Raw genomic sequence first — 13,895 nt, 5'->3', positions numbered from 1 at the left:
TAGCCAATTGGCGGTTTTTTTGTGTCTTTAATTAGAAAGAAAAACTTACTTTAGTGTACAAGTAGCGGCCACGAGGGTTATGCACAGCTGATGCATAACCGTATAAATCGCCATCGCCATCACCAATTGCAAATGGTGGCTCTTCATCAAATAAGTTATTAACACCTAAAGATATTTTAGCTGACTCAGTAATACGGTACGACGTTTGTAAATCAACAAGCGTTTGCGAGTCAATCATACGTGAAGTATTGCTATCAAAGTCTAAATTGCCATCAAAGTCGATATCAGGCGTATCTTCAAATTCACCTACATAACTGATATTTACATTGGTGTTAAACTCACCAATTTCCCAGTTGGTTGAGAAAATAAAGCGATGCTCTGGGTAGCCATATTCACCCGTGTAATCACGACCATCTTTTTCAAACTTATCCTGATATGCCCACTCTAAATTAAATTTAAGTAAACCTAAGTCATCAAGAGAGTGGTTATAGTTTGCTGAAACATCAACACCAGATACTTCCTGCGATGATAAGTTTTTAAATGTGCTGTGTATTTTTTGTATTGTGCCTAAGCTTGCACCGCCTGTAGGAGCTAAACGAACACATACGGTACTATTTTGGTTACCACATTCTGCAGCATAAATAGGACCAAATTCTTCTTCATCGATTTTATTATCTTGAGTAATGCTCCATACATCAACACTTAAACCAAACTCAGCTGTTGGTGCCCAGATAACGCCCACGTTCCATGATTCTGACTCTTCTGCTTGTAAATCAGGGTTACCAGAGAACTCAATGTTGTAATCAAGTGCTTGGCAATCTAATCCTGTTTGTTCACAGCGCTGTGTATCAACAAAAAATTGGCTTTTTTGTGATGGACCTAAGCCTATTTGCGCTAACGAAGGCGCTCTAAAGCCTTGCGCCCAAGAACCACGAACCGTTACTTCATCAGTCGGTGCCCAGCGCAGAGCTATTTTTGGATTTGTTGTTGTACCAAAGTCGCTATAATCATCGTAACGACCGGCTAATTGTAGTTCGAGGTTTTCAGCAAGTGGGATTGAGAACTCAACATATGCAGCGTATTGTTCACGATCAGCAGAAGCTGATACTGATTCAGTACCAAATATTAAGCCACGTTGAAATTGATCATCAGGGATATCATTTACATCTTCTTCACGGTACTCAATACCGGCGGCCATCATTACAGCTTCGCCACCAAAACTAAACGCTTCACCTGTAATGTTAGCGTCAAAAGAGGTCATATGAGACTCACCGCGACGCACTAAGCTAGTTGTGATTCTGTCAATTACAGCTGGGTCGTTATATGTGCCACCGAATGGATTATAGTTACCGGCATCAATTTCTTGTTGTAAGAAATCGGTGCGTACCCAGCCTTGTGTACGATCGCCTGTTTGTAGTGATTTACTGCGACCTTTTTGTACCGCTGTCTCCCAGCTCCAATCGTTTATTTCGCCTTTTAACCCTGCAACAAAGCGTAAGGTGTCTGACTCAATGTCCCATTGGCGAGCGCCTGCATCTACTGTACGGTAACGACCAATTTGAATGTCTTCACCAAATGGATTGTTTGGGTGATTAGCGGGTACCGTAAGGCCTGCATCTTCATCAAGTGGTGTTGGTGCACCTGCAGCGACAGAGCTGTTATGCTGAACAGCCATTTCTAAAAAGCCAGTAATGCCGTTATCAAAGCGGTATTCAAATTGTGAAATAGCGCCTACACGCTCAGATGCTGGGGCAACATATCCATATGGGCCGTAATCAAATAAACAGCTACCACTTGAAGTTGCATTTTCAGCAGGACAGGCAGGGTCGATTGTTTTAACGCCATCCACATAAAAGTAGCCTGGGAAACCACGAGATGAACGGAAATCTTCACCACCATAAGGTGCTTGGTTTGCAGTGCCAAGGCTGCCCATTTCATCAGAAGAATGAGATGTGTTTTTAAAGTAATCGATAATAACAGATGCACTACTTTTTTCGCTTGTTGTACCCCAAACTAGGCTTGCTGTTGTTTCTTCATAATTTGGACCATCCGTACCGCCATAGCCTAGGTTAATCTCAACACCATCAATATCTTTCTTTAAGATAACGTTAACTACACCCGCTACTGCATCTGAGCCATAGATAGCTGAAGCGCCATCTTTTAGTATGTCGATACGCTCAATAGCAGAAACAGGAATACTGTTAATATCTACAAATGAGTTGGTGATACCTTCAGCAAAGGCACTAATTGATACACGGCGACCATTAATTAATACCAGTGTTGCATCGGCTCCTAAGCCACGTAAGCTTACTGCAGCTGAACCGTTAGCGGTTGAATCTTGGTTGTTACCACGAGTAGAGAAAGTACCGCTACCTGCTACAGGCATTCTTTCTAGAAGTTGCTGTAAATTATCGTAACCCATGTTTTCGATTTCAGCTCTACCGATTGACTGTACCGGAGAAGGCCCTTCAATATCAGTTCGCTTAATACGAGAACCAGTAACCTGAATTCGCTCTACTTTTTTAGCTTCTTCTGCTGCGTAGGCTGTTGTTGTAAAACCTGCTGATAATGCGAGTGTTGCGCCCACAATAATGCTTGGTGTAAATGCAGTTGATTGCTTCATCCTTAAGTCCTTGTTGATATATTATAAAATTATTTGCTTAACAAGCGCGGGTATTAATATAATGTAACTTAAGTGTTAGCAATTAGCTTAATTTGTGATTTAAGTATTAGTTTCAATGCTTTTTTGTGGGTTTTATGACCTTATTTATACTTTGTTTTCTAGGTGAAACTAAGCGTGAATAGGACATAGAGTTAATAATTGTTATATAGCTAGATGAAGCCATGTGTGGAATAGCTAGTGATAGAAATAATTTGTAATAATTTATTTCTATAAATTAAAACTTATGTTTGTTTTTCTGCTTTTAATTTATTCAATTATGTAATACCAATTCGCAGTAATACTTAATCAATTTGAGGGGTTAAAGTTGATGCTAAAGGCATTGAAATTTTCTGATTTACGACTGCTAGATACAGGAGGTGGGGTAATGCAGGAGCAATTGCTGATAATGGCTAAGTAATACCAACCTGCATAAATCTTTGATCAATTTAACGAATTAAATTGCACTATAACGTCGTTAAAAATTTTTTATTTAGAACAACTAGATATAAAAATTTTTGCCTAGTTCTAGCGTAATTTTCTTAACGTTAAATAGACCCCATATATAAGCAGATTGGTATAACAAGTTTTGTCTTGTTATCGACACGATTTTCTTATCTCAAAACAGATTACTTAATTAAGCGAGCTGGTATTATTTGAGTTTTTAATTATGCTTTATGCTTCATTAAGCGTTCTTTTTCACGCGACCAGTCTTTATCTTTACCGTCTTCGCGTTTGTCGTGTAGCTTTTTACCTTTTGCTAGATGAAACTCAAGTTTTACCCAGCAGTTTTTCCAGTACATCGCTGTAGCTATTAAAGAATAGCCATCGCGCTCTGTAGCACCGAATAAACGGTCAAGTTCGCGTCTGCTTAATAGCAATTTACGATAACGTAGCGGGTCGCAAATTACATGGGTCGAGGCACTAATAAGTGGCTGAATCTGACTGCCAAGTAGAAATGCTTCGCCATTTTTAAGATGAATATAAGTTTCTGTGATATTTACTTTACCAGCTCGGATACTTTTAACTTCCCAGCCTTGTAGTTCAACACCCGCTTCAAACTTATCGTGTAAAAAATACTCATGTCGCGCTTTTTTGTTTAGCGCGATGGTATTACTTGTCGATTTTGATGAATTTTTCTTAGCCATAGTGCCCTATAATATACGTAATGTGAGATGTTTTACATCGATTTTTTTAATAATGCTTTTAAAAATTTAGCTTTAATTTAAGCAGCATGAAAATTTGGGGAAACGCGCAAAGCTTGCTAAAATTCGCCCACACAGTTGGGAGTGAGTATGCCACAAATAGAAAAAAGTGCGCTGGTTATGTACAGCACTAAAGAGATGTTTGATCTAGTTAATGATGTAGAAGCTTATTCACAGTTTTTACCAAATTGCTCAGACTCAAAAATTGTTTCACAGCACGATAATAACATGACCGCGAGTTTAGAAATATCTAAGGCGGGTATAAAAAAGTGGTTTACCACCGAAAACACCTTTGTTGATGAACAAACCGTGTTACTGCGCCTTGTTGATGGTCCGTTTAAGACGTTAAAAGGGCGCTGGCATTTTCAAGAGCTTGACGCTAAAGCATGTAAGGTTCATTTGCACCTAGAGTTTGAATTTTCAAGTAAGTTAATAGAGCTTGCCTTTGGAAAGATTTTTAACGATGTAGCAAAAAATATGGTGAGTGCATTTACTCAACGTGCAAAACAGGTTTATGGAGCGCGAGTATGATTAATGTTGAAGTGGTCTTTGCATTACCGACCACGGCCACGTGTTTATCAATTGAAGTGCCACAAGGGACTACAGTCGAGCAAGCTGTTATTCAGTCAGGTATTATAGAAAAGTGCCCAGAAATAGATGCCACATCGCTAACGTTAGGTGTGTGGAATCGAACTGTAAAAGCTAACTATGAATTAAAAGACGGTGACCGTATAGAAATATACCGTCCATTAATTGCAGATCCTAAAGATGCCCGCAGAAAACGTGCAGAAAAAGCAAAAGAAGAGGGGCGTGCAAATAAAATAACGGGTGGTCGCCCACTCGAAAAGTAATACCAATCGGCATAAACTTCGAACAATTTAACAGATTAAATCACACGCTAACGTCGTTTAAAATGGTAAAAGCTTTTTAAGTAAACCAATAAAAAAGGTGAGCCATGCTCACCTTTTTTACTACCTGAGACGTTTATTGCTCTAGCGGTGTAGTAAAGTTTTCAGGTTGGTCATAATCACCTGAGATTGAAACTAACTTTTCATTTTCAAAGTTAATTACTAACTCTTTATTTTGTTCGTTTTTACGGCCTTTATTAAAGCTGTAAATATAGCGCCAAGTATTGTTATCAAAGGCGTCCTCGGCAATAGGTCTACCTAATACATAAACAACTTGCTCTCGGGTCATATTTACACGAAGTTTTTCAACATCCGATTGCTCTAAAAAGTTGCCTTGTGGGATGTTAATTCGGTATACCCAGCTAGAGCAACCTGCTGCTGAGCTAAGTGTTAAAGCGACGATAAGCCAAAGAGAAAAAGTTTTTAACGACTGCATTGTTAGTTGTGATCCTTATTTTTTATAATCTGCATGATACCGATTAGTCACTGAAGGTAAAACCCTTTTAAGCAATTGTTTTATGTTAAGGGCGTTAAGGTAATGTTTTGACCACTGATAATGGAAAAAGTTTACAGCATATTGAAACGAATATTTTAAAAACTGAGTCTACTTGGTTTTTATATATAGTTGAAACACGATTTGGTCATTGGTACACAGGGATCACGACTAATGTTGAAAAACGCTTTGCAACTCATCAAGCTGGTAAAGGGGCTAAAAACCTTAGAGGAAAAGGGCCTCTTTTACTTATCCATCAACAACAAGTAGGTAATAAAAGTGAAGCAAGTAAGCTTGAGTATCAATTAAAAAAGCTCCCTAGAGCTAAAAAGGAAGCGTACGTTTCAGCGTTTAATAGCGGCGATAGTGAAAACACTTAGCTTGTTCAAATTAAGTATATTAGTTGTGAGCAAAAACTATCTTCGAATATAGTTTTTGCTCATAGCTGGCGTGTAATATTAGAGTCGCTTAGCGATGCTTTTCAAAGGTAGCTACAAGCGCATCAAGTGTTTGTGCACTGTTGGCTAAGTCGCGAATCGCTTGCTCTGTATTGATTTGTTCGCTCATTGCTTTATCGCTAATTTCGCTAATTTGCTCAATATTACGACTTACATCGGCAACCACATTACTTTGCTGCTCAGTTGCAGTCGCTATAAGCGTAGCCATATCGTTTATTTGATTTGCTGTTTCGGTTATCGTATCAAGTAATTCAACAGAGCTTTGCATTGCACCAACGCTTTGCTGAGCTTTATCTTTCGATTGGCTAATATCATTAACTACATCATCAGATATTTTTGTAAGCTCTTCAATCATAGATTGAATTTCGGTGGTTGATTGCGATGTACGGTTTGCCAGTGCACGTACTTCATCAGCAACAACAGCAAAGCCGCGTCCGTGTTCACCTGCGCGTGCAGATTCAATTGCAGCATTTAAAGCGAGTAGATTAGTTTGATCCGATATGCCTCTAATTGAGTCAACAATACTTGCAATATCAACCGTTTTTTTAGAAAGCAAAGTAACTTGCTCTGTTATGCCATCAATATCGCTGGCAAGGGCTGATATAGTTGCTTGGCTTTGGAGTACTTGTTTGTGACTTTGAATGGTGTTTTCGCGGCTGTTATCGGTTAACTTAGCTGTATTTGCTGCGCTTTGCGCTATTTCTTGTACTGTAGCGCCCATTTCGTTGATTGCTGCTGCGACAGATATTGTTTGCTCTTTTTGGTTGTCTATTGCTTGGGAGTTCCGTTTTGCTTGTTCAAATACATGATCAGAGCTTTTCCTAATATCGTGACTTTCGCTGGCAACTTGAGTAATCGCTGTTTCTATTTTATTTATAAACTGGTTAAAGCCGTTACTTAGATTGTTAAGCTCTGGTTGGCTCGATTCTGGTAAGCGGTACGCTAAATTTGCATCGCCTGAGCCTAGGCGTGAAAATAACTCAGCCATTTTAGAAAGTGGAGATGAAAGTGAGCGAGCAAGCAAATAACTGATTAAACTCGCAACCAATGCTGTAATTACCGTAAAAGTAAATATTTGCCATTGCAGGGTGTTTACGCTTGCGAAAACTTCACTTTTTGGCACTTGGGCTACAACATATAAATCGGTGTTTTTAATAGGCATAGCAGCTACAAGTGTCGGTTCGCCATTTAAATTAATTTCTTCTAGTGCAAAGCCATTACTATTAAATAGTTGGCTGTGAATATTTGCAGTATATAAATCATCAATGTTTGCTTTAGCTACTTTACTTGCATCTTTATGAAGCTGAATCAATCCACTTTTATCTGCAATGAATACAAAGCCTGTTTGCTCAATTTTAAATTGCTGTAATAGCTTTTGCATATCAGTGATGCTTTTTGCAAGACCTGCTAAACCAGTCCCATTAGCCTGCTGATGATTTACAAACATTTTCACATCATTGGCTGACTCTTGATAAATACTGATAGAGTAAGGTTGTTTTGATTGCTTAAAAGCAAAGAACCAGCCATCGGCTGCATCGTTTTTTAACACACGCAAAAACCCATTCTGGTTCCAGTACTGTGCAGTGTCTCTATTTGCCCAAGATGCTGTGGCTAAATCGTATTGCTGGGCAACGCGATTTAATTCTTTTAATAGTAATGTATCGTCTTGGTTGTTTGATTGAGCCCATTGTAAAATAAATTCGTTTGATGATAGTTGCTGAGCAGCACCGAGTAACTCGTTGATTTCACCGCCTATGTGATTGCTGATTGTTTGCAGTTTACTAGGGAGCTCTGACTCAATCATACGTCGCTCAATAATATCCTCTGAGCTGTGTAGGGAAGTCAAACCAATCAGTGCGGCTACGCATATAGCAATAACACTGCCTAAAGCTGTGATTTTTTGAGTTATCGAAAGATTTTGTATCGTCATGATATTAATTAATTTTACAACTAAATAGAAAAACATATTAGCACATTATTTATTTGGAACTAAATATTGGCTAAGCAGAATAGGCAAAGATACACCAGATTGATTAAAGTTTTATTAACAGGCATAAAAAAGCCCACATGCAAAAAGCATACGGGCTTGGTTTCTAACAAGCGAAACATTTATTGTTTAGGGTTAAACAATCTTTTTCATTGCTGACATGTAGCCACGTAATTTAGCACCAACTTTCTCAACTGGGTGTTCGCGCAATGCAGCGTTAATTTGAATTAATGTTTGGTTATCAACTTGGTTACTGTGCTCGCCAAGACCTTTACCGATAATGTCTGTATCAACGTTTTTCATAAAATCAGCAAGTAATGGTAAACATGCATGGTTATATAAATAACAGCCGTATTCTGCAGTATCAGAGATAGTACGGTTCATTTCAAAAAGCTTTTTACGCGCAATAGTATTGGCGATTAATGGCGTTTCGTGTAATGACTCGTAGTAAGCTGACTCTTCGATAATGCCTGCTGCTGTCATGGTTTCAAATGCAAGTTCAACACCTGCCTTAACCATTGCTACCATTAAAATACCGTTATCAAAAAATTCTTGTTCAGAGATTTCTACATCGCCAGCAGGGGTCTTTTCAAAGTTAGTTTCTGCTGTTTCTGCGCGCCATTTAAGTAAGTTTACGTCATCGTTATTCCAGTCTTCCATCATAGTGCGTGAGAAAGTGCCGTCGATGATGTCATCTTGATGCTTATTATAAAGCGGGCGCATAATTAGTTTTAGCTCTTCACTTAGTTCAAACGCTTTTACTTTTGCTGGGTTTGAAAGGCGGTCAAGCATGTTAGTAACGCCGCCGTACTTAAGTGCTTCGGTAATTACTTCCCAGCCGTATTGAATTAGTTTTGATGCATAACCCGCATCAACGCCTTTTTCTATCATTTTATCAAAACATAAAATAGAGCCAGTTTGTAACATGCCACATAAAATGGTTTGCTCGCCCATTAGGTCAGACTTAACCTCAGCAATAAATGATGATTTAAGTACACCTGCGCGATGTCCGCCAGTACCCGCTGCATACGCTTTAGCTTGTGCTAAACCAAGACCTTGAGGGTCATTTTCTGGGTGAACTGCGATCAGAGTTGGTACACCAAAACCGCGTTTGTATTCTTCACGTACTTCAGAACCAGGACACTTAGGCGCAACCATGATTACAGTAATGTCTTCACGTACTTGCATGCCTTCTTCAACAATATTAAAGCCATGAGAGTAAGCAAGGGTAGAGTCTTTTTTCATAAGTGGCATAATTGCACTTACTACAGCGGTATGTTGTTTATCTGGCGTTAAGTTAAGTACTACGTCAGCGGTAGGAATTAATTCTTCATAAGTACCAACAGTAAAACCGTTTTCAGATGCATTTAAAAATGATTGGCGACGCTCAGAAATAGCTGAAGCACGTAATGTGTAAGAAACATCTAAACCAGAGTCACGTAAGTTTAAGCCTTGGTTTAAACCTTGTGCGCCACAGCCTACAATAACTAGTTTTTTACCTTTAAGTGCGTCAACGCCATCGGCAAATTCGCCTGCGTCCATAAATTCACATTGCGCTAATTGCGCTAATTGCTCGCGTAAAGGTAAGGTATTGAAATAATTCGCCATTGTTAGTGTCCTATAAAGTCATGTTTGTTAGATGCGCAAGGTTTGTTGCGCTTACAAACACCATATGTAAAATCGTTGCTTGCGTAAAATGATATATTTGAATTAAAGTGTTTCATAATATGAAATACTGGGTTTGGCATGGATCATAAACATTTAAACTACTTTTTAGCACTGGCTAAAACACTTCATTTTGGACGCGCAAGCGAGCTTTGTCATATAAGCGCACCCACTTTGAGCCGCAATATAAAACACTTAGAAGAAGAGGTAGGTGTTGCATTATTTGTACGCGATAACCGCAGTGTTAAATTAACGCGTGAGGGTGAGTCGTTTATTGATTACGCCACAGCAACGCTTGCTAATTGGCAGCGTTTTAAAACGAATGTGAAAGACCCACAACAACATATTTACGGCAAAGTAAGTATCTATTGCTCGGTTACTGCATCTTATAGTTTTTTACATCAAATATTAGAGCAACTTCGTGCGCAGCATCAGTATATAGAAATAACATTAAATACAGGCGACCCTGCACTTGCTATAAACCGTGTGTTAGATGGGCATGAATTAATGGCTATTGCAGCTAAGCCAAATAAGTTACCGGCGCAAATTGCTTTTGTAGATATAGGGCATTCTCCACTTTTATTAATTGGACCAAAAATTCAATGCCCGATCACACAAAAACTAACGCAGAATGGTGATGACATTAATTGGTCTGATTTAGAATTTATTGTGCCAGAACAAGGTTTTTCTCGCCAAAGGTTAGAACACTGGTGGCGCAAAAATAATATTCACGGGAAAATTTACGCACAAGTTGCTGGGCACGAAGCAATGGTATCCATGGTGAGCTTAGGATTAGGTGTCGCAATGGTCCCTAAAATAGTGCTAGATAACAGCCCGCTGCAAGATAAAGTACAAATACTAACACCAAAAATGCAAGCGCCTGATGGGTTTGATATTGGTTTGGCAGTATTAAGGAAAGAGTTAAATGACCCTGCAATCAGTGCTTTGTGGAATATTGCGCAAACTTTAGATGCAAAAGCGATTTAATGCGCGCAGAGAATAAGCAAGTTAGTTAAATAGTATGAATATAGGTTGCGTATAAGTTTACTATTACTTAACATTGAGCGCTAATAACAAAAACAATGACGCTTGAGAGTTTATTTATGAACCACGCCGTATCACTTGCTCATTCTGCTCAATGCCTAAAAAAGGCGATTCCTTTGATGGTAAAATACCGAATGCCGGTTACACCCATCAACTATGCAATTTGGTACTGTTATATTCAAGGAAACAAACCTTCATTAAATGCTGAGTTAGACCATGTTATTGCTCTGCAACAAACATGTTCACAAGACAAAGCAAAAGAAATTTTTGATAAACATTTAACGCAAGACGATCTCGTTTTTTTTCAAGAAGTGACTGAAAAATTTCATACAACTATGGAGCAAGTTCAGCAAGATATAAGCACAACGCTTGATCACTCTAAAAGCTTTACGACGAGTTTAGTCGACTCACAAAATGAATTAAATATGCTTGTTGATGTAAACTCTTATAATGAGATACTAGGTTGTGTTGAGCGTTTAACTGACGATTCTATTGCAATGCAAGATTATGCTCGGGAGTTTCAGACTAAATTAGCCGTTGCCTACAATGAAATAAAAGATTTAAAAGAAGCACTCAATATTTCAAAGGAAGCAGCCGATACCGACACGCTTACGGGTTTTTATAATCGAGGTAAGTTTGATTCTGATATTGTAAACTTTTGCCTCGAATACTCAGAGCAAGCGCAAGAAGACTCTCTTGCCGTACTCATTATGTTTGATATTGATCATTTTAAGCGCTTTAACGATGATTTTGGCCATCAAAAGGGTGATGAAGTGCTTAGGCTAGTTGCTAAAAAAGTGAGAGAAAATACAACTGAAGCTGCAAATGTGTATAGATATGGTGGCGAGGAGTTTTGCATAACAGCCTACTTTGACACTATTAACGATATAATAGCATTTGCAGATTGTATTCGTTTAGCAATAGCAAAATTGGCGATTCGTAAAAAGCATGATGTAACTGCAAAACGTGCTATTTCAGCAAGTTTTGGCTTAGCAATTTTACGGCCATTTACAAATAGTTCTGTTTTAGTTGAGCGTGCAGATAGAGCCTTATACATTGCCAAAACACATGGACGAAATCGTATAGAAATAGCCCCTGATATTTAATAAGTGCCAGAGGTTTCTGATTTATTTGGGTTAAAGCCGCTCAATTTAGGGCGATTTAATCCAACTTCAGTTTTGGTAAACAAGCAGGTAAAACCCAATAGAGCTGTAGCGAGTTAGCTCTTAGTAATTTTTTATTTGAATAATTGCATTTGCTACGTAGTGCCTCATTTTCAAAGTATCTTAAAGTACTATTAGTCAAAAATTACACAAGCAACTCAAAATATAGTCCTTAGACACAACTACCTTGAAAGATAAATAGTCCGAAAAGCATAAAGTTAACATTTTTGTATACAAATTGTGAATAATTGTAACCAGCTAGAGCTAGTTTAAAAAGACCTTGCTAGTATGGGGAACTCACTTATTTTGATACTTTGATTTACGCTGATGCGGTATGCCTTCTCATTATTAACAGCTCTATGTTTTAGCACTTTGTTTGTTTGCCTTTCGGTGCAAGCAACACAGGCAAGCAAGCATGCTGACGATTATACAGAGCAAGATATAACAACCGATCGTCTGCATTTGAGTTTAAGCGTGGGGGCTGGAGTTATAACCAACCCTTTGCATGGTGGAGATAATATTCCGCTCGTGCTTATTCCTCAAGTTGCGTTTTATGCAGAGCAATGGTTTTTTGATAATGGCCGTCTTGGTTATTCATTTTTGCAAACCCCTAAACATCACTTTAATCTAGTTGGTGAACTCAACTCTGAGTCTCGCTTTTTTATAGACTGGCACCCTAAAAATGTATTTACACTACAAAGTAGTGCCCTCAACAATCAGTTCGTAATGCAAGATGAAGCCTCGTCATCTCGCTATGTTGATATTGATAATTTACATAAACGGCAAATTGCACTTGATGCGGGTATTGCATATCACTATGTAAATGAAGACCATGTTTTTTCGGTTCAGGCTCTGCATGATATAACCGATGTTTATCGAGGTGTACGCGCAGCATTACAGTGGCAGTATCATACTGTGATAGGAAAGCTCAAAATAAAGCCAACACTTGGAATAAACTATAAATCTGCGGAACTAAATAGCTATTTTTATGGACTTAATGAGGGTGAAACTCAATTTGGCAAAATAGACGTTGGTAGTAGTTGGCAACCTTATGCTAAAATCGACGCCAGTTGGCCTCTGAGTAAGGCTGACTCTCTTCGTTTTCATGTAGCATATTACGACTATTCGGCTATGGATGGCAGTCCGCTCTTCGAACGTACTTATTCAATGACTGCATTTATAGGATTCGATCGTACTTTTTAATATGAAGTATTCAATATTAGTTGTCTTTATTACCGCTTTTTTTAGTGGTTTTAGTGTGGCACAACCCCCTTTTTTTAGTGTTTCTCCAAAAGTCTGCGTTGTCTCTGAACAGCAGGGTTTTTGCGATCTTGATTTACAATTTAAATGGCAATTAAACGCCTACAGTGATGTCTGTTTGTATCAGCAAGAGCAACGGCTTCAATGCTGGGAGCAACAACTTTCTGGGCAATTTAATTATAAAGCGCGTGTTCAGGTGGAGACCATATACTCCTTAATCAATCCTCATACGGGTGTGTTAATAGCAAAAACACAGGTTGAAGTACAAAGCGCCCATGCTAAAAAAAATAGGCGTAGGCTTCGCTCTCCGTGGAGCTTTTTTTAATTTAGGAGCAACTAATGCCAAAAATTTTACTTGTTGAAGATGATCTCGGTTTACAACAACTAACAAAAGATTACCTTGAACATAATGGCCTTGAAGTCGAAGTATTAGACCGTGGTGACGAAGTATTTAATTACCTAGAAAACAATACACCCGATTTAATGATTTTAGACGTTATGCTGCCAGGTAAAGATGGCTTTAGCGTTTGCCGCCAAGTAAGAGATAAATTTACTCTACCAATTTTAATGTTGACTGCTAAAGGTGAAGACTTTGACCAAGTACTTGGCTTAGAGCTTGGCGCTGATGATTATGTAATAAAACCAGCAGAGCCACGTGTATTACTAGCGCGAATTAATGCATTACTACGTCGTGGACAACCCATGGTAAAATCAAGCGAAGAGCTCCAGTTTGGTGATTTAGTTATTGATAAAACAAGTCGTATTGTAAAACTAAGTGATTCGGAGATTGTATTAACTTCGCACGAGTTTGAGTTATTATGGCTATTAGCGTCAAATGCGGGTGAAGTACTAAGTCGAGAACATGTGCACCAACATATGATTGGTCGCCAATACGATGGACTTGATAGAACTGTGGACGTACGCGTATCACGAATTCGTAAAAAATTAGGCGACAACAGCGATAAGCCGTATCGTATAAAAACTGTATGGGGACAAGGCTACTTATTTGTTTCTGATGCATGGGATCTTTAGAAATATTTAAGGTTAGTCGGC

General features: G+C 38.6%; 13 protein-coding genes. 8 read left to right on the top strand and 5 right to left on the bottom strand.

The features are described from left to right. Positions 1-31: 31 nt before the first annotated feature. Entirely contained in the window at positions 32-2,623 is a 2,592-nt protein-coding gene (locus tag GQR39_RS17090) for a TonB-dependent receptor (protein WP_165736190.1), read from the bottom strand. 704 nt (positions 2,624-3,327) lie between these two features. Beyond that, positions 3,328-3,807: an SsrA-binding protein SmpB gene (smpB, locus tag GQR39_RS17085; protein WP_007584119.1), complete on the bottom strand. Its 480-nt coding sequence runs from the start codon at positions 3,805-3,807 to the stop codon at positions 3,328-3,330. Between the two features lie 147 nt (positions 3,808-3,954). Here smpB and GQR39_RS17080 point away from each other — a divergent pair, with 147 nt between their 5' ends. Both GQR39_RS17080 and GQR39_RS17075 read left to right on the top strand, forming a co-directional pair. Then, entirely contained in the window at positions 3,955-4,395 is a 441-nt protein-coding gene (locus tag GQR39_RS17080) for a type II toxin-antitoxin system RatA family toxin (RefSeq protein WP_007584120.1), read from the top strand. Next, positions 4,392-4,715: an RnfH family protein gene (locus tag GQR39_RS17075; RefSeq protein WP_007584122.1), complete on the top strand. Its 324-nt coding sequence runs from the start codon at positions 4,392-4,394 to the stop codon at positions 4,713-4,715. The genes GQR39_RS17080 and GQR39_RS17075 overlap by 4 nt, the downstream gene beginning before the upstream one ends. A 133-nt stretch (positions 4,716-4,848) precedes the next feature. Here GQR39_RS17075 and bamE read toward each other — a convergent pair whose 3' ends face one another. Continuing rightward, complete coding sequence (gene bamE, locus GQR39_RS17070; protein ID WP_004335706.1) at positions 4,849-5,208, bottom strand: outer membrane protein assembly factor BamE; 360 nt, start codon at positions 5,206-5,208, stop codon at positions 4,849-4,851. 107 nt (positions 5,209-5,315) lie between these two features. Between bamE and GQR39_RS17065 the strand changes: the two genes are divergently transcribed. Further along, positions 5,316-5,645 (top strand): GIY-YIG nuclease family protein, encoded by a 330-nt coding sequence (locus GQR39_RS17065; protein WP_165736189.1) that lies wholly within the window; start codon positions 5,316-5,318, stop codon positions 5,643-5,645. An 88-nt stretch (positions 5,646-5,733) separates the two neighbouring features. Here the strand turns inward: GQR39_RS17065 and GQR39_RS17060 are convergent, their stop codons facing one another. Together GQR39_RS17060 and ilvC are read right to left on the bottom strand one after the other, a co-directional pair. Continuing rightward, positions 5,734-7,653, bottom strand: coding sequence for a methyl-accepting chemotaxis protein (locus tag GQR39_RS17060; RefSeq protein WP_024589916.1), 1,920 nt, complete (start codon positions 7,651-7,653; stop codon positions 5,734-5,736). 192 nt (positions 7,654-7,845) lie between these two features. Further along, positions 7,846-9,318, bottom strand: coding sequence for a ketol-acid reductoisomerase (gene ilvC / locus GQR39_RS17055; protein ID WP_121955330.1), 1,473 nt, complete (start codon positions 9,316-9,318; stop codon positions 7,846-7,848). A 138-nt stretch (positions 9,319-9,456) separates the two neighbouring features. Here ilvC and ilvY point away from each other — a divergent pair, with 138 nt between their 5' ends. The 5 genes from ilvY to GQR39_RS17030 all read left to right on the top strand — a co-directional run bounded on the left by ilvY (position 9,457) and on the right by GQR39_RS17030 (position 13,874). Further along, positions 9,457-10,362, top strand: coding sequence for an HTH-type transcriptional activator IlvY (gene ilvY / locus GQR39_RS17050; RefSeq protein WP_007584128.1), 906 nt, complete (start codon positions 9,457-9,459; stop codon positions 10,360-10,362). A gap of 116 nt (positions 10,363-10,478) precedes the next feature. After that, entirely contained in the window at positions 10,479-11,525 is a 1,047-nt protein-coding gene (locus GQR39_RS17045) for a GGDEF domain-containing protein (RefSeq protein WP_197173359.1), read from the top strand. Between the two features lie 447 nt (positions 11,526-11,972). Then, positions 11,973-12,785 (top strand): MipA/OmpV family protein, encoded by an 813-nt coding sequence (locus GQR39_RS17040; protein ID WP_165736188.1) that lies wholly within the window; start codon positions 11,973-11,975, stop codon positions 12,783-12,785. Position 12,786: 1 nt separating this feature from the next. After that, entirely contained in the window at positions 12,787-13,167 is a 381-nt protein-coding gene (locus GQR39_RS17035; protein WP_180961420.1) for a DUF3019 domain-containing protein, read from the top strand. Positions 13,168-13,181: 14 nt separating this feature from the next. Then, positions 13,182-13,874, top strand: a complete 693-nt coding sequence (locus GQR39_RS17030) for a response regulator (protein WP_007584133.1) — start codon at positions 13,182-13,184, stop codon at positions 13,872-13,874. Positions 13,875-13,895 lie beyond the last annotated feature (21 nt).

It is taken from the genome of Pseudoalteromonas sp. C8, assembly GCF_011378685.1.
GTDB lineage: Bacteria > Pseudomonadota > Gammaproteobacteria > Enterobacterales > Alteromonadaceae > Pseudoalteromonas > Pseudoalteromonas arctica.
This window is presented reverse-complemented; position numbering and strand designations above follow the sequence as displayed.